The sequence below is a fragment of the Pantoea sp. sgz302252 genome, assembly GCF_047713085.1.
Lineage (GTDB): Bacteria > Pseudomonadota > Gammaproteobacteria > Enterobacterales > Enterobacteriaceae > Scandinavium.
Genome location: NZ_JBLFJW010000002.1, coordinates 71,281 through 91,029, shown reverse-complemented (window position 1 = coordinate 91,029; position 19,749 = coordinate 71,281). Strand labels below are relative to the sequence as shown.

General features: G+C 53.0%; 17 protein-coding genes and 2 pseudogenes. 12 read left to right on the top strand and 7 right to left on the bottom strand.

The features are described from left to right. Positions 1–2 precede the first annotated feature (2 nt). A complete protein-coding gene (locus ACLW56_RS02195) occupies positions 3–461 on the top strand; it encodes a YbaK/EbsC family protein (protein ID WP_330982186.1) in 459 nt (152 codons plus the stop codon). On the opposite strand, the gene ACLW56_RS02190 is transcribed toward ACLW56_RS02195, so the two are convergent. The 3 genes and pseudogenes from ACLW56_RS02190 to ACLW56_RS02180 form a co-directional block, all read right to left on the bottom strand. Continuing rightward, complete coding sequence (locus ACLW56_RS02190; protein WP_330982185.1) at positions 458–1,111, bottom strand: LuxR C-terminal-related transcriptional regulator; 654 nt, start codon at positions 1,109–1,111, stop codon at positions 458–460. The two genes, ACLW56_RS02195 and ACLW56_RS02190, sit on opposite strands and share 4 nt — an antisense overlap. Further along, positions 1,072–1,794: a response regulator transcription factor gene (locus tag ACLW56_RS02185; RefSeq protein WP_330982184.1), complete on the bottom strand. Its 723-nt coding sequence runs from the start codon at positions 1,792–1,794 to the stop codon at positions 1,072–1,074. Before ACLW56_RS02185 ends, ACLW56_RS02190 begins: the two co-directional genes overlap by 40 nt. A gap of 216 nt (positions 1,795–2,010) precedes the next feature. Then, positions 2,011–2,349 (bottom strand): annotated as a pseudogene (locus ACLW56_RS02180) (helix-turn-helix domain-containing protein); the annotation flags it as partial. A 239-nt stretch (positions 2,350–2,588) separates the two neighbouring features. Between ACLW56_RS02180 and ACLW56_RS02175 the strand changes: the two are divergent. The 6 genes from ACLW56_RS02175 (at position 2,589) to opgB (ending at position 8,235) form a co-directional block, all read left to right on the top strand. Continuing rightward, a complete protein-coding gene (locus ACLW56_RS02175; RefSeq protein ID WP_330982374.1) occupies positions 2,589–3,365 on the top strand; it encodes a threonine/serine exporter ThrE family protein in 777 nt (258 codons plus the stop codon). After that, the gene (locus ACLW56_RS02170; protein WP_330982183.1) at positions 3,356–3,829 is read left to right on the top strand and encodes a threonine/serine exporter; all 474 of its coding nucleotides are present in this window, start codon (positions 3,356–3,358) and stop codon (positions 3,827–3,829) included. The genes ACLW56_RS02175 and ACLW56_RS02170 overlap by 10 nt, the downstream gene beginning before the upstream one ends. 100 nt (positions 3,830–3,929) lie before the next feature. Next, on the top strand, positions 3,930–4,469 hold the full coding sequence (gene dnaT, locus ACLW56_RS02165) for a primosomal protein DnaT (protein WP_330982182.1): 540 nt from the start codon (positions 3,930–3,932) through the stop codon (positions 4,467–4,469). Positions 4,470–4,471: 2 nt separating this feature from the next. Next, a complete protein-coding gene (gene dnaC, locus ACLW56_RS02160) occupies positions 4,472–5,209 on the top strand; it encodes a DNA replication protein DnaC (RefSeq protein WP_330982181.1) in 738 nt (245 codons plus the stop codon). A 60-nt stretch (positions 5,210–5,269) separates the two neighbouring features. Beyond that, a complete protein-coding gene (locus tag ACLW56_RS02155) occupies positions 5,270–5,758 on the top strand; it encodes a DUF2501 domain-containing protein (protein WP_330982180.1) in 489 nt (162 codons plus the stop codon). A gap of 185 nt (positions 5,759–5,943) precedes the next feature. Beyond that, positions 5,944–8,235, top strand: coding sequence for a phosphatidylglycerol--membrane-oligosaccharide glycerophosphotransferase (opgB, locus tag ACLW56_RS02150; RefSeq protein WP_330982179.1), 2,292 nt, complete (start codon positions 5,944–5,946; stop codon positions 8,233–8,235). Positions 8,236–8,310: 75 nt separating this feature from the next. Here opgB and tsr read toward each other — a convergent pair whose 3' ends face one another. Continuing rightward, positions 8,311–9,981, bottom strand: coding sequence for a methyl-accepting chemotaxis protein (tsr, locus tag ACLW56_RS02145; protein WP_330982178.1), 1,671 nt, complete (start codon positions 9,979–9,981; stop codon positions 8,311–8,313). 226 nt (positions 9,982–10,207) lie between these two features. Between tsr and ACLW56_RS02140 the strand changes: the two genes are divergently transcribed. From ACLW56_RS02140 to yjiA, 4 genes are all read left to right on the top strand, one after another. Next, positions 10,208–10,750: a hypothetical protein gene (locus tag ACLW56_RS02140; RefSeq protein WP_330982177.1), complete on the top strand. Its 543-nt coding sequence runs from the start codon at positions 10,208–10,210 to the stop codon at positions 10,748–10,750. A 248-nt stretch (positions 10,751–10,998) separates the two neighbouring features. Next, complete coding sequence (locus ACLW56_RS02135; RefSeq protein WP_330982176.1) at positions 10,999–13,152, top strand: carbon starvation CstA family protein; 2,154 nt, start codon at positions 10,999–11,001, stop codon at positions 13,150–13,152. Positions 13,153–13,247: 95 nt separating this feature from the next. Then, a complete protein-coding gene (locus ACLW56_RS02130; protein ID WP_330982175.1) occupies positions 13,248–13,451 on the top strand; it encodes a YbdD/YjiX family protein in 204 nt (67 codons plus the stop codon). Between the two features lie 10 nt (positions 13,452–13,461). Beyond that, positions 13,462–14,418, top strand: a complete 957-nt coding sequence (yjiA, locus tag ACLW56_RS02125; protein WP_330982174.1) for a GTPase — start codon at positions 13,462–13,464, stop codon at positions 14,416–14,418. A gap of 59 nt (positions 14,419–14,477) precedes the next feature. Here yjiA and ACLW56_RS02120 read toward each other — a convergent pair whose 3' ends face one another. From ACLW56_RS02120 to ACLW56_RS02110, 3 genes are all read right to left on the bottom strand, one after another. After that, positions 14,478–14,786: a type II toxin-antitoxin system YafQ family toxin gene (locus ACLW56_RS02120; protein ID WP_330982173.1), complete on the bottom strand. Its 309-nt coding sequence runs from the start codon at positions 14,784–14,786 to the stop codon at positions 14,478–14,480. Next, positions 14,770–15,042, bottom strand: coding sequence for a type II toxin-antitoxin system RelB/DinJ family antitoxin (locus ACLW56_RS02115; RefSeq protein ID WP_330982172.1), 273 nt, complete (start codon positions 15,040–15,042; stop codon positions 14,770–14,772). The genes ACLW56_RS02120 and ACLW56_RS02115 overlap by 17 nt, the downstream gene beginning before the upstream one ends. Positions 15,043–15,214: 172 nt before the next feature. Next, entirely contained in the window at positions 15,215–16,570 is a 1,356-nt protein-coding gene (locus ACLW56_RS02110; RefSeq protein ID WP_330982171.1) for an esterase-like activity of phytase family protein, read from the bottom strand. A gap of 332 nt (positions 16,571–16,902) precedes the next feature. Between ACLW56_RS02110 and hsdR the strand changes: the two are divergent. Further along, positions 16,903–19,731, top strand: a pseudogene (hsdR, locus tag ACLW56_RS02105) (type I restriction-modification system endonuclease); the annotation flags it as partial. Positions 19,732–19,749: the final 18 nt, after the last annotated feature.

Sequence of the window (19,749 nt, the reverse complement as noted above, 5' to 3'; positions counted from 1 at the left end):
CTATGAGTCTGCAATCCGTGCGGGAATTTTTCGCTGACCGCGCCCCCGATATCGAAATTATAGAACTTAATCAGAGTACTGCGACCGTCGCCCTTGCCGCCGCCGCCCATAATGTCCTGCCGGGGCAAATCGCCAAAACGTTGTCCCTCAAAGTGAAAAACGAAGTCATTCTGGTGGTTGCGAAAGGCGATGCCCGCCTCGACAATAAAAAGCTGAAAACCGCGTTTGGGGCGAAAGCCCGTATGCTGAGCAGCGACGAAGTGGTGACATGGACGGGGCATCCTGTCGGTGGCGTCTGCCCTTTCGGCCTGGAAAATCCGCTGACCGTTTATTGCGATATTTCGCTGAAAGCTTTCCCTGAAGTTTTACCTGCCGCAGGCGCAACGCATAGCGCCGTTCGCCTCTCTCCTGACAGACTCGCGGAGCTGGCCGAGGCGACCTGGATTGACGTTTGCCTTTAAAGCCTTGTGGCTAAAGGGGGTTGCAATGGCAGATAACGAAGGATATCTGCCGCACACAGCAGACCGGTATCATTACTGACGCCGAGTTTTGCCATCACATTAAACTTGTGCGTGCGAATCGTTTTGGTGTTTCTCTCCATTTGCACCGCAATCTCGGGGATGGAGAGCCCGGTTCCCATGTAATAAAGCAGCGTACGTTCTGTTGGACTTAATCCCACCACGCCTGCCACCACACTGCATCCCGGCTTCAGCTTACGACTCAGCAACGCTTTAGTCTGAAAAAGCAGTTCCTCTGTCGTCATTGTTTTGGCGAGCACGCCGTGAAGCAAAATCGGAGACAAATGGTGAATCAACCTGGCCTGATGGGCATTTTCTGCCAGTAAAACCCGGACAGTGCCGGGTTTTACTTTCGCCAGATGCGTAAAAAATTGGATGCATTGTTGCCGGGAGTCACGGGTATCGGCGACAGAGTAAATCGCCAAATCATAGGAAGGATGCGCAGGGTGTGCAAACCACTGATCGCTATCCCGGAATGCATGTAACTCACAAGCATGTTTAAGACCTTTATGCAGCAACTGCTGGAATCCGGCCACCGTCATTACGCAATTCTCTATGATAGCGACATGTCTTTCTGCGGTGTGATTTTCCATTGCATTGGTTCCTCCCATGCCGGAAGAAGGTTTAGCTCCTTCATACCCTGAGCTGTGTTGATCCAGGCATACATCTCCGCATTCCCTCGCAACTCCAGACGTCGCATTGCACTGTTCTTTTGGGCACTGACCGTTTTGTTGCTTTTTTTGAGCAACTTGGCTATCTGATTCACCGCCCAGCCTTTTGCCAGTAAGCGCAGCACCTGACGCTCAGACTGCGTCAACGTGGCGATTTTCCCAACGGATGACTCTGCAGGCGATGAAACAGGGCAAAGCAGCAACGTGCTGATATGGTCTATTTGGTCACTCTGCTTGCGAATGGCATTAATCAGCTGTGGAATGGGTTCCGCTTCTGACAGAAGCGTACTTGCCGGGCGCAGTAAATACTCAACGGCTAAAGGGTACGCCGCCTGACTGACCATAAAAATCCAGCGAATATTTTTATACTGATTCATCAACGCGTAATATCGCTCACAAAGAGATTTCCCCAGCAAGTGATCTGCATGCAAATCAATAATAATCAGATTTGCTTGATGCAACTGGGCTATCGTTAACGCATCAATATGTGGGTGTTTCACCACGTCATATTCAGGAAAATTTTCCTTTATGATGGTGCGAATACCGGATTGATAAACAGGTAACTTGCTAATAATCAAGCAAAGTTTACTCATGACCGCATACATAACACCTCCCTTGCATGTTGCAGATTTTTTTATGGAGATAAATCGATGCTCATTAACCACTCATTGATTAACGCATGATGAGAGCAATATGTTTTCTGTGCATAAAGCAGCAATAAATGTGAATTGAAATAACAAAAAACACACTAACACACAATAAATAAATATGCCATGCACCGCATGAATCCGGATATTAATACGTACTATGATGAATATTACTTATTGCGATTTTTCGCTTCTTTTCATATTTTCCCTGAATATTTTTGGTGATACCCCTGCATAGCGCCTGAACAAACGAGAGAAATACGCAGCATCACAAAATCACAAATAATCAAATAGTTGAGTAACGGTCATACTGGTATACTGCAGGCTCCGTTTCGTCTCACGCATTAGCCGTTGATGTAACACATTCAGTGCACTGCAATCATAAAATTCGTGGCATAAATAATTAAGATGTGTCACGGAAAAACCCATGACTTGTACGTAATCAGACAAAAGAAGATGTTCGCGATAGTGGCTTTCAATCTGGCGGGCAAACTGCCGCATCACCGAGCGCCTGCAAAATATGATGGGTGTAAATCAGCTCCGGATTCACTGTCAGCTTATCCGTTTGAAGGACATAAAAAGCGCAAAACCTGCACTTTTCAACGATCTTGCAAAAGTGTGCGGCAGTTCAAAAAACAGTCACTCGCACGGTTTCCTATCCGCCGGTTGTTTGATCTCGCCGGGCCATGGCTGACGTGGGCTTCAGGTACAACGGTGTTTTGAGCGCGGTTATCGAGGGTTTGCGGGAAGTGATGGAAGCAGAACAAGCCATACAACGAAAAGTGACGCGGCTGTGTGTTCAGTGCGCGCTGCTGCTGTTGCAGCACGGCGCAGAGAGCGCCCTGGTGGACGAACTTTCCACGCGTCTGGGTTTAACGCTGGGCATGGACAGCGTCGAAAGTGCCATCTCCTCAAACGCTATCGTGTTAACGACGCTCCACAACGGCGAGTGTCTGACGACCACACGCAAGAACAACGATCGTGGCATCAACATGCATGTGGTCACTGAAGTGCAGCACATCGTCATCATGGCGGAGCACAGGCTGCTGGATGCTAGCGGTGTGGAAAAACGCTTCGGGCAGATAAAACCTCTGCGTTACCCGCGCTGGCTGGTTGTCACGCTGGTCGGACTGTCGTGTGCTTGTTTCTGCAAACTCAATAACGGCGGTTGGGATGGCGCCTTTGTCACCTTCTGTGGCAGCACGCTGGCCATGTATATCCGCCAGGTATTGACGCACCGTTCCCTGCATCCGCAAATCAACTTCTGCATCACGGCTTTTGCGGCGACGACCGTTTCAGGCTTGATGTTACGCCTGCCTGCTTTTGCGCAAACGTCAACCGTGGCAATGGCCGCCAGCGTGCTGTTGCTGGTGCCTGGCTTTCCGTTGATCAATGCCGTCGCCGATATGTTCAAAGGCCATATCAACACCGGTCTGGCACGCTGGGCGATAGCCAGCTTGTTGACGCTCGCGACCTGCATCGGCGTGGTGATGGCCATGACGTTATGGGGGCTACGAGGATGGGCGTAATCCACTTTTTCCTGGCGCTGATTCAGGACGCGGTTCTGTCAGCCATTCCTGCCGTCGGCTTTGCGATGGTGTTTAACGTGCCGCAGCGTGCTTTGCCCTGGTGTGCGTTATTAGGTGCCATCGGCCACAGCTCAAGAATGGCGATGATGATGGCGGGCATGAACATCGAATGGGCCACGTTTATCGCCTCCCTGCTGGTTGGCAGCATCGGCATTCAGTGGTCGCGCTGGTATCTGGCGCATCCGAAAATCTTCACGGTTGCCGCGGTTATCCCCATGTTTCCGGGCATTTCGGCCTACACCGCCATGATTTCCGCCGTAAAAATCAGCCATATTGGCTACAGCGAAACGCTGATGGTGACGTTGCTGGAGAATTTCTTAAAAGCCACCTCGATTGTAGGTGCGCTATCTATTGGGCTTTCCATCCCAGGTTTATGGCTCTACCGCAAACGCCCGCGCGTGTGACTCTGCCCGGCAGAGCCTCTGCCGGGGCTCTCCTCCCGCGACGCACTCTGTGCTACTATCAGGCCATGTTCTGCCTGTCCCGTTTTATTGAGTAACTGCCATGTCTTCCAGAGTGTTAACGTCCAGTGTTATCGGCATTGATGCGCTCCTGCGCGATCCCGAGGGTGTGCTAAAAAATGCCGATAACGGTGCTATCGCGGTCTTCGCCAACAATGCTCCGGCGTTTTATGCGCTGACACCTGAACGTCTGGAACAACTGCTGGCGCTGGAAGCAAATCTGGCGCGTCCAGGCAGTGATGTCACCCTCGACGGGCAATTCTTTGATGAACCCGTGGCCGCGCCAGTTGCCGTGCCGATGGGTAAATTTCCGATGTATGCCGACTGGCGTCCCGATGAAGATTTCCAGCGTATGGCGGCACTGTGGGGCATCGCTCTGACCCAGCCCGTCACGCCAGAAGAACTGGCCGCGTTTACGGCGTACTGGCAGGCGGAAAGCAAAGTTTTCCATCACGTACAGTGGCAGCAAAAGTTAGCGCGAAGCGTGCAGATGGGCCGCGCGAGTAACGGCGGGCAACCAAGACGCGATCTCAATTCGCTTTCCGAGCCAGACAGTCAAATTCCACCCGGATTCCGAGGTTAACGATGAAAAATGTTGGTGATCTGATGCAGCGCCTGCAAAAAATGATGCCGAAACATATCGAACCGGCATTCAAAACAGGTGAAGAGCTGCTGGCCTGGCAAAAGGAGCAAGGCCAGCTTCGCTCTGCGGCGCTCGAACGTGAAAACAGAGCGATGAAAATGCAGCGCACGTTTAACCGTTCCGGCATCCGTCCGCTGCATCAAAACTGCTCATTTGATAACTATCGCGTTGAAAGCGAAGGTCAAATGAATGCGCTGTCGAAAGCTCGCCAATATGTGGAAGAGTTCGACGGCAATATCGCGAGCTTTATCTTCTCCGGCAAACCGGGCACCGGCAAAAACCATCTGGCCGCCGCCATCTGTAATGAGTTACTGCTGCGCGGTAAATCCGTGTTGATCATTACCGTGGCCGACATCATGTCAGCCATGAAGGACACCTTCAGCAACCGCGAAACCAGCGAAGAGCAACTGCTTAACGATCTGAGCAATGTTGATCTGCTGGTGATCGACGAGATTGGCGTGCAGACTGAATCCCGCTATGAAAAAGTGATCATCAACCAGATCGTCGATCGCCGCTCGTCCTCCAAACGCCCAACCGGGATGCTGACCAACAGCAATATGGACGAAATGAACAAACTGCTGGGCGAACGCGTCATGGATCGTATGCGCCTGGGCAACAGCCTGTGGGTGATCTTCAACTGGGACAGCTACCGTAGCCGCATAACCGGCAAAGAGTATTGAGACGAATCTGATCGCGCACAGCGTTATACTGAGCGGGTTTCGTTCAACAGAGTCGATCTCATGAAAACTGCTAATTACTTTCTTTGCACAGCGGCGCTGACCAGCGCCCTGCTTTCCACCAGCGTCTTTGCCGTGTCGCTCTCTGACACCCTTTCCAGCGCAGCCAGCCAGCTTAGCGGTCAAAGCGGAAGCACTCAGGGCGGCTCTTCGCTTTCATCCCTGACCAGCCTGCTCGGCAACAGCCAGTCGTTAAGCGCGGACAACATGAACAACGCCGCCGGCATCCTGCAATACTGCGCCAAGCAGAAGCTGGCTTCCGCCACTGACGCCGAAAACGTTAAAAATCAGGTGCTCGGCAAACTGGGCCTGGACACACCAACGGAGCAAAAAGCGGATACCAACTATATGGACGGGATTCAGGGTCTGCTCAATGCGCAAAACGGTCAGCAGCTCAATCTGACCACCCTGGGCAATTCTGAGTTAGGAAAACAAGTAAAAACCAAGGCTTGCGATCTGGTGCTGAAGCAAGGCGTCAATTTCCTCTCCTGATCCCCCACAAAGACCCGCCCACCGGGGCTGTGAGCGGGTTAAAAAATCGTCACTTTCCATACAAATCTGAAACACAGCACATTTTATTGACGCTACAATTGCAGCAATATTGCACTGCAATTACAGTGTAGGGTCGAAAAATGAGTCACTGGTCAACGGATGGCCAGGGTAACTGAGGATGTGCTGTGTCCGAGCTTGTTTCTGTCGCTCTGTTTCTCGCTTCTGTGGTGATCTACGCATGGAAAGCGGGCCGAAATACCTGGTGGTTCGCTTCCACCCTGACGGTGCTCGGCCTTTTTGTGGTGCTGAATCTGACGCTCTACGCCAGCGATTATTTCACCGGCGACGGCATTAATGACGCCGTGCTTTACACCCTGACCAACAGCCTGACTGGCGCGGGTGTCAGCAAATACATTCTTCCCGGCGTGGGCCTTGTGCTGGCGCTGGTGCTGGTTTTTGGCGGCCTGGGCTGGGTTCTGCGTCGCCGTCGCCATCATCCTCACCATTTCGGCTACAGCGTGCTGGCTCTGGTGCTGGCGCTCGCGTCCGTGGATGCCAGCCCGGCATTCCGCCAGATTACGGAACTGGTCAAATCCCAGTCTCGCGATGGCGATCCTGATTTTGCGGCCTATTACAAAGAGCCGTCGAAGACTATCCCTAATCCCAAGCTCAACCTGGTTTACATCTACGGCGAAAGCCTGGAACGCACCTATTTTGATGACGAGGCGTTTCCCAACCTCACGCCAGAACTGGGCAAGCTGAAAAACGAAAGTATCGATTTCAGCCACACTATGCAGCTGCCGGGCACCGATTACACCATCGCGGGCATGGTTGCGTCACAGTGTGGCATTCCGCTGTTTGCCCCCTTCGAAGGTAACGCCTCCGCGTCGGTGTCGAGCTTCTTCCCGCAGAATATCTGCCTCGGCGATATCCTGAAAAACTCCGGTTACCAGAACTATTTCGTGCAGGGCGCAAACCTGCGCTTTGCCGGAAAAGACGTGTTCCTGAAATCCCACGGCTTCGACAATTTGTACGGTTCTGAAGAGCTGAAGAGCACCGTCGCAGACCCAACGTACCGTAACGACTGGGGTTTCTACGACGATACCGTGCTTGATGAAGTGTGGAAAAAGTACGAAGCGCTGTCGACATCCGGCCAGCGTTTCTCGCTGTTCACCCTGACCGTGGACACGCACCACCCGGATGGGTTTGTCTCACGCACCTGCGACCGTAAAAAGTATGAAATCGGCGGCAAGGTGAACCAGTCGTTCAGCGCCGTCACCTGTAGCCAGGAGCACGTTGCTGCGCTTATCGAAAAAATCAAAGCCTCGCCGTATTTCAAAAACACGGTGATCGTGGTGTCTTCCGATCATCTGGCGATGAAAAACACCGCCTGGGACTATCTCAACAAACAGGATCGCAGCAACCTGTTCTTCGTGATCCGTGGCGACAAGCCGCAGCAGGAAGTGATGGCGACCAAGCGCAGCACCATGGATAACGGCGCGACGGTGCTCGATATCCTCGGCGGCGATAACTACATCGGCCTGGGCCGCAGCAGCCTGTCGGGGCAGTCGCTGGCAGAAATCTTCCTCAATATGAAAGAGAAAGTGCTGGCGTGGAAACCCGACATCATTCGTCTGTGGAACTTCCCGAAAACCATCAAGGACTTCACCATCGACGAGCAGAAAAACATGATCGCGTTTTCCGGCTCGCACTTCCGCCTGCCGCTGCTGCTGCGTGTTTCTGACAACCGCGTCGAACCGCTGCCGGAAAGCGAATACTCCGCACCACTGCGCTATCAACTGGCAGATTTCGCCCCGCGCGACAACTTCATGTGGATTGACCGTTGCTACAAGATGGGCCAGCTGTGGGCGCCGGAACTGGCGCTCTCCACGGACTGGTGTGTGTCTCAGGGCCAGCTCGGTGGGCAGCAAACCGTTCAGCACGTGGATAAAGCACAGTGGAAAGGCAAAGCCGCCTTTAAAGATACGATCATCGACATGGAACGCTACAAAGGGAATGTCGACACGCTGAAAGTGGTGGACAACGATATCCGCTACAAAGCCGACAGCTTTATTTTCAACGTCGCAGGCGCGCCAGAAGAGGTGAAGCAATTTAGCGGTATTTCACGTCCTGAAAACTGGGGGCGCTGGTCGAATGCGCAGCTCGGTAACGAAGTGAAAATTGAATACAAAGAGCCGCTACCACCGAAGTTTGATCTGGTGATCACCGCCAAAGCCTTTGGGCCGAACGCCAATAAACCGATCCCGGTTCGCGTGGGGAACAGCGAGCAGACGCTGACGCTGAGCAACGATGTCAGCACCACCACGCTGCATTTTGATAACCCCACCGGCAGCAATCTGCTGACCATTGCGCCACCGGACCCGCAGTCCACCAATGAAGGCAATATCCTCGGCCACTCGCCGCGCCAGTTGGGGATTGGGATGGTTGAAATTAAAGTGGTGAAATCAGAAGGGTAAAGCGGAATAACATCCTGATAGTCATGATGTTGTAGGCCCGGCAAGCTTTAGCGCCGCCGGGCATTTCGTCAGACGTCAGAACGTTTCCCAGTTATCACCGCCGTCCGTCACCGCGGCTTTGCGCAGCGTAGCAGGGGCTTGCGAGGACGTTTTAACGCTAGCCTGTTCACGCTTCGCCGCCAGCTGTGATTGCTGAATGCGGAACACGGCAACGGCCTGCGTCAGGCGGCTGGCTTGTTCTTCCAGCGCGGCAGCAGCGGAAGCAGACTCTTCCACCAGCGAGGCGTTCTGCTGAGTCACACGGTCCATCTCAGCCACTGCGAGGCCAACCTGGTCGATACCGCGGCTCTGCTCATCAGACGCAGAAGCGATCTCGCCCATGATGTCGGTCACGCGAGTTACCGCGTTCACAATCTCATCCATGGTTTCGCCCGCGCTTTCGACAAGCGTAGACCCCACTTCAACACGGCTAACGGAGTCTTCAATCAGGCTCTTAATCTCACGCGCTGCCTGAGCACTGCGCTGCGCAAGGTTACGCACTTCGCCAGCAACCACCGCAAATCCACGGCCCTGTTCACCTGCACGCGCGGCTTCCACCGCGGCGTTCAGAGCCAGAATATTGGTCTGGAAGGCAATGCCGTCGATAACGCTGATAATGTCGGCAATTTTCTGCGAACTGCCCGCGATATCGCGCATGGTCTGCACCACGTTATCGACCACTTTACCGCCCTTCTGCGCGGTTTCAGAAGCGCTCAACGCCAGATGGCTGGCCTGACGGGCGTTCTCGGCGTTCTGTTTCACCGTCGCCGTCAGCTCTTCCATGCTCGCCGCCGTTTCTTCCAGAGAAGCCGCCTGCTGTTCTGTACGGGAAGAGAGATCGTTGTTGCCCATCGCGATTTCGCTGGCACCGCTGTAAATGGCATCGGCACCGTTACGCACTTCGCCCACAGTACGCACCAGTTCGCCCTGCATGTGGCGCAGAGAATCCGCCAGTTGACCCATCTCGTTGCTGCCATGCACGTCGATCAGTTTGAGCAGATCGCCGCCAGCAATATGACGAATGCTTTCGATCACACGGTTAAGTGGGTTGATCAACGCTTTGTGGATCCCCGCCCAGACGCCGATGATCACCACCAGCACCGCAAGCAGGACGCTTATCAGCACCCAGATCGCCTGGTTGTAAGAGCTGCTGTTATCCGCCACCGCAACTTCATACAGATGATCGTTTTGCTGGAAATAGCTCACATACGCTTTCTCAAACCCATCCTGATAGCTCTGCGTTGGCTGATCGAAGAAGTCGTTGATCTTGCCCGCGCCCAGCAACTGGATCAGCTCCGCCAGTGCGCCATGGTAAATATTGTAGTTGCGCTTAATGTCCAGAGCCGCCGCTTCACTCTGACGAGGATCGCGTGGCTGCGCTTCATATTCCGCCCAGCGCTTCTCGGCGTCATCCAGCGATTTGCTGGCGATCTGCATCAGCTCAGCCACGGTGGCCCCGCTGCCAATGTGGTTCTGATCCATCATGTAGCGGATCCCGGCGCGGTTAAGGGTATTTCGGGTTTGCAGAAGTGAAACCCAGCTGCCATTCAGCGTGGATTGCTGCTGGCGAATGGTTTGCAGAACGGTGAAGTTTTCTTTGTCGTGCTTCAGCGCGTTAAAGAACAAGCCGCCGGATGTCAGTTGTAAAAGGCCAAATAAGACCAAAACCAGCACGAGGCTGGTGACAATTTTAATACGGTTTACCATTTTTTCTCTTTCCTGTGGGAAGTTAACAGTTTTTCGGCCTGAAAAGAGAAAACTTTAAGGAAAATGGTCTTATAAAACGTAAAAAAGGATCGGCACTGGAGGACTAATAATCAAACAATCAGCATCTTATGCTGAATATGCTGTCATTTTTTATGCACTAAATAGCAAGCGCTTCTCAAGAGAGGAAGTGGGTATCATTTTTACGCGTTACTATAAGGATAGCTTTATGATTAACCGGGACTTTGATCATCTGACTTCACTGCTGCATGTATTCTTTAACAGCGGCGACATACGCCATAAGTTCAACATCATCGACCAGAATGAGATAACAGGTTGGGAAATCTGGATGCAGATTGAGTTCTCAGCCATGCTTTCATCCACAGGCCATGAATGGTGGCGGGAACAAACATTAAGCTGTGATAAACGGAAAAACCCTCTGCGGGGCACGCTCCGAACCGATTTCCTGCTGAGGAAAAAACACTGGACTCAGGAGAGTTATATTGCTCTTGAGGTTAAACAAAATAACGATCCCACCACCTGCGTGAAAAACATGATCGCCGATCTTGAGAAAAGCGCCAAAATCAAGAGCTCGGAAATCGACTTGCGCAGCTTCTGGACGCTGGGCATTACCCGAATGATCGACAAAGAGCGACTCAATGACTTAATCGATCGTTATCTCGATGACAAATATTACCTAACAAAAGACAGATTGAAGCATGTGGTGTTAGCCCCCATCCCGGATACTCCGTTCTGCTATATCGTCATTTGATTGCCGCTCTCCTCTCAGGCACTCCTGGGAGGAGAATTCGTGATATACGTCACATTTTTTATTTGTCAGCGACTTACTTAAACCACTCACTGCCTCCTGCGACCACTCACCACCCCATACCGCCACTCACTCAGTTTCCCCACACCGCGCGCGCGAAGGTCTGGCACTATCGCCGCAGCATCAAAGCCACTACCTCGATTAAGCATTCGCATCATTTTATTCATTCTAAAAAAAACCGGGTTTTCACTATGGATATGAAAAAACTTCTCAAACATGTGCCCTGGGCCATCGTCGGGATCATCGGGGCATTTTGCCTGTCGGTGGTTGCGCTACGTCGCGGGGAGCATATCAGCGCCCTGTGGATCGTCGTCGCGTCCGTGTCGGTCTATCTGGTGGCCTATCGTTATTACAGTCTCTACATCGCCCAGAAGGTGATGAAGCTTGATGGAACCCGCGCCACACCGGCGGTTATCAACAACGATGGCCTGAACTACGTGCCGACCAACCGCTACGTGCTGTTCGGCCACCACTTTGCGGCAATTGCAGGCGCAGGTCCGTTGGTTGGCCCGGTGCTTGCTGCACAGATGGGTTATTTGCCGGGCACGCTGTGGTTGCTGGCAGGTGTTGTGCTGGCGGGTGCCGTACAGGACTTTATGGTGCTGTTTATCTCCTCGCGCCGTAACGGTTCCTCACTTGGCGAAATGGTGAAAGAAGAGATGGGCCGCGTGCCTGGCTCTATCGCGCTGTTTGGCTGCTTCCTGATCATGATCATCATCCTGGCGGTGCTGGCGCTGATCGTGGTGAAAGCCCTGGCCGAAAGCCCGTGGGGTGTATTCACCGTCTGCTCAACCGTGCCGATTGCGCTGTTCATGGGCATCTACATGCGCTTCCTTCGCCCGGGCCGCGTGGGTGAAGTGTCGGTTATCGGGATTGTGCTGCTGGTCGCTTCCATCTGGTTCGGTGGCGTCATCGCCCACGACCCATACTGGGGCCCGGCGCTGACCTTCAAAGACACCACCATCACCTTCGCACTGATTGGCTACGCGTTTGTTTCTGCGCTGCTGCCAGTGTGGCTGATTCTGGCTCCGCGCGACTACCTCGCGACCTTCCTGAAAATCGGCGTCATCGTCGGTCTGGCGCTCGGCATCGTTATCCTCAACCCGGAACTTAAAATGCCTGCGGTCACGCAGTACATCGACGGCACCGGTCCGCTGTGGAAAGGCGCGATGTTCCCGTTCCTGTTTATCACCATCGCTTGTGGTGCGGTTTCCGGTTTCCATGCGCTGATCTCCTCCGGCACCACGCCGAAGCTGCTGGCGAATGAAAAGGATGCGCGTCTGATTGGTTATGGCGCGATGCTGATGGAATCCTTCGTCGCAATCATGGCTCTGGTAGCAGCGTCCATCATCGAGCCAGGCTTGTACTTTGCGATGAACACCCCGCCAGCTGGCCTCGGCATTACCATGCCAAACCTGCACGAAATGGGCGGTGAAAACGCTGCGATGATCATGGCACAGCTGAAAGATGCCAGCATTCACGCCGCGGCAACCGTTAGCTCCTGGGGCTTCGTGATTTCGCCTGAGCAAATCATGCAAACCGCGAAAGACATCGGCGAACCGTCCGTACTGAACCGTGCCGGTGGCGCGCCAACGCTTGCCGTCGGTATCGCACACGTGTTCCACAAAGTGCTGCCGTGGGCGGACATGGGCTTCTGGTATCACTTCGGTATTCTGTTTGAAGCGCTGTTCATCCTGACAGCACTCGACGCCGGTACCCGTGCGGGCCGCTTCATGCTGCAAGACTTGCTCGGTAACTTCGTGCCGTTCCTGAAGAAAACCGACTCCTTCATCGCTGGCGTTGCGGGCACCGCGGGCTGCGTAGGTCTGTGGGGTTATCTGCTGTATCAGGGCGTTGTTGACCCACTCGGCGGCGTGAAGAGCCTGTGGCCGCTGTTCGGTATCTCTAACCAGATGCTGGCGGCTGTCGCGCTGGTGCTCGGCACCGTTGTGCTGGTGAAAATGAAACGCACCAGGTACATCTGGGTGACCGTGGTACCTGCTCTGTGGCTGCTGCTGTGCACCACCTGGGCGCTCGGCCTGAAACTGTTCAGCGCCAACCCGCAGCTGGAAGGCTTCTTCTTCATGGCTAACCAGTACAAAGACAAAATTGCCGCCGGTGGCGCAGACCTCACCGCACAGCAGATTGCTAACATGAACCATATCGTGGTGAACAACTACACCAACGCGGGTCTGAGCATTCTGTTCCTGGTGGTGGTCTACAGCATCATCTTCTACGGCATCAAAACGTGGATGAAGGCGCGTAACATCGAGGCACGCACGGACAAAGAAACCCCGTATGTCCCTGTGCCGGAAGGTGGCGTGAAGACTTCTTCGCATCATTAACAGAGCGGCGGGTGGCGCGATGCTTACCCGCCCTACACTCTCCCGTAGGCCCGGTAAGCTTAGCGCCACCGGGCATTTACTTACCAGGATGAGCAATGTTTGGTAACTTAGGGCAAGCCAAAAAATACCTGGGTCAGGCGGCAAAGATGCTGATTGGCATCCCGGACTACGACAACTACGTCGAGCACATGAAAACCAATCATCCGGATAAGCCGTACATGACCTACAACGAATTCTTCCGCGAGCGACAAGAAGCGCGCTACGGCGGCAGTGGAGAAGGCGGCATACGCTGCTGTTAAAGGAGAAAGTATGACCCCGATTGCAGTCACCCTTCTGACAGGATTCCTCGGCGCAGGCAAAACCACTCTGCTGCGTCATATTCTCAACGAACAGCACGGGTATAAAATCGCCGTCATCGAAAACGAATTTGGCGAAGTCTCCATCGACTCAGAACTGATTGGCGACCGGGCCACGCAGATCAAAACCCTGACCAACGGCTGTATCTGCTGCAGTCGCTCCAACGAACTGGAAGACGCCCTGCTGGACTTGCTCGACAGCCGCGATCGCGGGGATATCGAGTTCGACAGGCTGGTAATAGAATGCACCGGCATGGCCGATCCTGGGCCAATCGTACAAACCTTTTTCTCCCACGAGATCCTCTGCGAACGCTACCTGCTCGACGGCGTGATCGCCCTGGTCGATGCTGTTCATGCCGACGATCAAATGAATCAGTTCACCCTCGCGCAATCACAAGTGGGCTATGCAGACCGCATCCTGCTGACCAAAACCGACGTGGCGGGCGACACCGAAAAACTGCGCGAACGCCTTTCTCGCATCAACGCTCGCGCGCCTGTTTACACCGTCACCCATGGCGATATCGAACTGGCGCAACTGTTCAACACCAACGGGTTTATGCTGGAAGAGAACGTCGTACAACCGAAGCCACGTTTTCACTTTATGGGCGATAAACAGAACGACATTGCCTCTATCGTCGTCGAACTCGACTATCCGGTCGATATCAGCGACGTGTCACGAGTGATGGAAAACCTGCTGCTGTCGTTTGCCGACAAACTGCTGCGCTACAAAGGGATGCTGTGGATTGACGGCGAGCCCAACCGCCTGCTGTTCCAGGGCGTGCAACGCCTCTACAGCGCCGACTGGGACCGCCCGTGGGGCGATGAAACCCCGCACAGCGTGCTGGTGTTTATCGGTGTGCAACTGCCAGAAGAAGAGATTCGGGCGGCGTTTGCCGGGTTGAAACAGTAACGTCGCTGGGAAGTATCCCCTCTCCTCAATGAGGAGAGGATGGTGGGATAAAAGGAAGATTATTCGAAGAGTTCAGCGTGTGTGCCCAAATCGGTAAAAATGATCAGATGCCGGGCTTCATCGACTTTATAAACCAGCAGATAATCGCCGCCGATGTGAAGCTCTCTGTAGCCCTGCATTTCACCACTCAGAGCGTGATCGCTATATTCAGCGGGAAGTGGCTGTCCGGAAAGAACACGCGACATGATCGAAGCGGTCTCTTTCATGTCGCGGCGACCCGCTTTGTTGTAACGTTCCCAGGCTTTTATAAACGTCTTCGTATAGTCAGATCGGTAAGGAAGAGGGGCGCGTTTAGCTTTTTCCGTCATTTAAGCTGTCCATTAGCTCATCCACACCGTCAAAACGTCCATTCTGGTGTGACATCATTTCATCCGTCTCTTTCATGGCTCTGCGTAATCGGGCTGACGGATTACGTTTCACCTCAAAAGGGATCCCCTCGTTTTGTACTATTTGTTCGGCAAACAGCCGGATGGCCGTGCTCCAGTTTAACCCGCAGCTTTCGAGCACCGAGCCCGCCCGGGCCTTCAGCTCGCTATCGATTCGCGATCGAATGACAGAATCCATCGTTTCCTCCTTTGCAGTTGTAGCTACATTGTAGCCACAAAAAACGCATCAGCCCATAGAAATGATGAAAAAAGAGCAGAACTTATCTCCCTCTCATCCGCCAGGACAGGCACTTTTTCTCCCTCTCCCCGTGGGAGAAGACCGGGGAGAGGGGGAGCAGACCGCACAGTTGTTACATCAAAGCCTCAGGCAACGTCACCACCCAAAGCTCGCTCTGCGACTCCGGTTTTTCCAGCGGCTTAATGCCTATCGACGTGGTCACAACCTGATCATCCACGGTCAATTTCCCCTGATCGTTAACCCGATAATCTTTCAGCTTTTTCCCTTCCACTGGATCTTTCAGCGCGGTCTTCACGCCGAAGTCATTATCGTTCGCCACCGCCAGCGTTTTGCTGTCGATCAGCGCCAGCCCTTCTGCTTTTTCCTGCTGCCAGCCAAGCTTACGCAGATCGACTGCCAGCGTTTTCGTCGCTAACGTGATCCCGCGCTTCGCCAGTTGATCCGCGGTATCAAACTCAGGATATTCGCCTGGTTTATCAAAGGCCGCCAGATCGCTAGCCTTGCTAAGATCAACCTTGTAGATGTTATTGCGCATCACATCGTTTTTATCGCCGCCCTGCTCAATCAGCAGAATGTGATTGTTATCCAGCGCCACGATGTCACCGATTTTGGCATCGCTGTTTTTGCTGTACACATCATCAATCGGATAGCCATACATCGCCGTTTTCCCGGTCGCCGGATCAAAGCTCACCAGACGCGTAAAAACAGCCTTTTTCTTGCTCTTGCCGTCGATATCCAGCGTGCTCTGCACCGCCGCGATAATACGGCCATCCGGCATACGCGTGATGCCTTCAAAACCACGGTTCGGCTGACGCCACTTAATGATATTCGGCAAACCGCCCGCGATAGATTTTTCGCCATCCGCCGCCTGCGGGCCATGCATTGCCAGGATCTTGCCTTTGCTGTCGATGTTAATCAGGAACGGGCCGTATTCATCGCACAGCCAAAAACCGCCCTTGCCATCCGGCGTAATGCCTTCGGTATCCAGCCCGCGATTATCACCGTTCAGTTTTTGCAGCGTGTCGCTCAGCGCCACTTCGTTAGTCGAGCCAATCACGCCGCTCTGCAACGGCAAGCCGTTGATTGGGCCTTTGTCATCATGCAAAGCACGCACGTCCGTCGCCTGCGCTTTGCCATTTTCCACACGAATGGAAAGCAGCTGCGGCGCAAAATCCGGCGTCACGAAAATCTTGGCTTCCTGCTTGCCGACATTAGGTGAATCCGCATTAGGACCACGATCCGTCACCGTCGCAAACGTCAGCGCATCGCCCTGTTTACCGGTAAACAGCAATCCAGAGCCAATCCCGACCGGCAATCCATTCGGAAAAGCAGACGCAAACGCCCCGCTGTAATTGATGTGCGACCCTTCCGGGAAGCTCACCACATAACGTTCGGCGGTTGGTTCGGCGGCAAGAGCAGGAAGAGAGAAAGCGGAGAGCAAGGCCAGAGCGATGAGTTTTAATTTCATGTTTTTCGTTTCCTTAACAAATGACGAAAAACATAGAGAAGGGAGATGACAGAAAAATGACACGATTTGACCTGCCTGAAATTCTAAAAAGAACCCCGCCTGTTTTTGAAATAATAAAAATCATATTCACCATACAGATCATTTATAACAAATAAATCACTGAAAGACACACCTAACCCATTGTTATTGATCACTTTTTAATAAAGAAATACCATGCAACTCCGTTTCCGTAATTTTATTCATCAGCAGGATAGACATCGCTCCGGGGAGCAGAGAGCCAAATGGAAAATCCCGGCTTTATTGATATGAACGGCGCAGCCAAGAGTCACGACCAATCTCATCAAGTCGATGCAATTCAGCAGGAACTTAGCGAGGAAGACACTCGTCAGCTTATTGATACTCAATTATGCAAAGCAGGATGGGAAGCTGACAGCAAGCGCCTGACATACGCACGAGGGGTGGTCCCTGAAAAGGGGCGAAATTTGGCTATTGCGGAATGGCCTACTGGTCTTGACGAAACAGGGAAAACGGGTTTTGCCGATTACGTCTTATTTATTGGGTTAAAGCCAATTGCTATTGTCGAAGCCAAACGTAACAACATCGATGTCAGTGCAAAACTGGCAGAATCCTATCGCTACAGTCAATGCTTTGATAACCAGTTCCTGAACCAGACACTCCAGTCACATTTTCCCTCTAATGAACTCCATGAAAATATAGGGCTCTACGAGCCCAGTTGGCCTGACTCCGCCGGAGAGCGTCGATTTAAAATTCCCTTCTGCTACTCCACAAATGGCCGCGATTATCGCTCTACGCTAAAAACGAAAAGCGGTATCTGGTATCGCGATGTACGCGATCCTGGAAATATGCCGAAAGCGCTTCCGGCATGGCACAGTCCAAAAGAGCTGATGTCCATGCTTCAACACAATCCGCAGCGTCGCAATGCGTGGTTTGCCGATAACCCGGATATGAGCGATCTCGGCCTGCGCCATTATCAGCAATACGCCGTACAGGCCGTTGAAAAGGCCATCGTCAACAATCAGCAGGCAATTCTTCTGGCAATGGCAACAGGCACCGGGAAGACAAGAACGGCGATCGCGCTAATGTATCGCCTCCTTCAGTCACAGCGCTTTAAACGCATTTTATTCCTGGTCGACAGAACATCGCTGGGTAAACAAGCGCTTGCAGCTTTTGATAACACCCGTATCAAGGGTGACACTTTCAACAGCATTTTCGGCATCCAGGGCCTGACAGATAAATTTCCGGAAGACAGCACCAAAATTCATGTTGCGACCGTTCAGTCTTTGGTGAATCGGCTTTTTCATTCTGATGAGCCGCTTCCCGTTGCCAGCTACGACTGTATTGTGGTTGATGAAGCGCATCGCGGTTATGTGCTGGATAGAGAACAAACGGAAGGCGAAACCCTGCTTCGAGATGCCAAAGAATACGTTTCAACTTATCGACGCATTCTCGATCATTTTGACGCGGTCAAAATTGCATTAACAGCGACGCCAGCCGCTCATACTCAGGAGATTTTCGGCGAGCCAGTTTATCGCTACTCCTATCGCTCGGCCGTCGTCGACGGATATCTGACAGATTACGATCCGCCCATACGTATTGTCACTTCACGTTCCGAACAAGGTGTCTACCTTGCCAAAGGAATGGAGGTTGAGCGCCTCACTCATCTGGGCGAACTCATTGAAGATACGCTGGAGGACGAGCAGCAATTTGAGGTCGATAATTTTAACCGCAGTATTATCGTCACAGGGTTTAACCGTGCAGTCTGCCGCGAACTGGTCAAGTATATCGACCCCACCACGCCGCAAAAAACACTCGTATTCTGCATCAACAATCTTCACGCCGATATGGTCGTGGAAGAGCTACGTAGTGCCTTTAAAGAGAACTACCCCGCCCTTGAACACGATGCCATTATTAAAATCACCGGAAGCGCTGATAAAGATCCGGAGAAGGTGCACGGGCTTATTGTTCGCTTCGATAAAGAGCGCTTACCTAACGTGGTTGTCACGGTTGACCTGTTGACGACAGGGGTCGATATCCCCGCCATCTGCAATCTGGTGTTCATGCGTAAAGTGGCCAGCCGTGTGCTGTATGAGCAAATGAAAGGCAGAGCAACCCGTCTGTGCCCGGAGATTGGCAAAACCCGCTTCCGTATTTTCGACGCTGTGGATATTTACCGAACTCTGGAAGATGTCGACACCATGCGTCCGGTTGTCACCCGTCCACAGGTCTCACTGCACGATTTACTCCAGGAAATTAGCTCACCCGAAGCCTACCTGACACAAGAAGCCGATGACCGTCTGTTTGCCGAACACAGCCATGAACAGTTGATAGTTCGCCTGCAGCGCATCATCCAGCAGGCGAAAAATTATCAGGACAGCGAGCCTGAAATCAAAAAGCAGGTCGAGCGACTGGACGAACTGTGTGATGCCGCAGCAGGCGTTTTATTTGCGGCACTTCCGTTTCATCTGCGGGATGCCGGTCCACATGAAAGTGCCCGCATTCTCAACGCCATCCCGGATTTTGTTGAGCGGCTGGAAAAGCTGAAGAAAGCCATAAACGATCAACGAAAATCCCCCATTTTTCTGGATGTCGATGACAGCGTCGTTGCAGTGACACATCTGTACGGTCAGTACGAAACTCCAGGCGATTTTCTGGATGCCTTTGACGAGCTGGTTCGCCGTTCACCCAACGCACAGCCAGCGTTAAAAGCGGTGATTAATCGCCCGCGAGACCTGACGCGCAAAGGGCTGGTCGAACTCCAGGAGTGGTTTGACAGCCAACACTTCGAAGAGTCAGCGCTGCGCAGTGCCTGGAAAGAGACGCGCAATGAAGATATCGCGGCCCGGCTGATTGGCCACATCCGCCGCGCTGCCGTCGGGGATGCACTGAAGCCTTTTGAAGAGCGCGTTAACCACGCTCTTGAGCGAATCAAGCAAAGCAACAACTGGAGCAGAGAACAGCAGACCTGGCTCGACAGGCTCGCCGCAGCGCTTACCGAAAAAGTCGTACTGGATGATGACGTCTACAAAATTGGAAATTTCCAGCGCCGTGGTGGCAAGCCCAAACTGATACAGGTGTTTGAGGGCGAGCTCGATTCCCTGCTCGACCAGTTCAGCGATTACATCTGGGAAGAACAGGCGTGATCCATTTCCCCCTCCTCT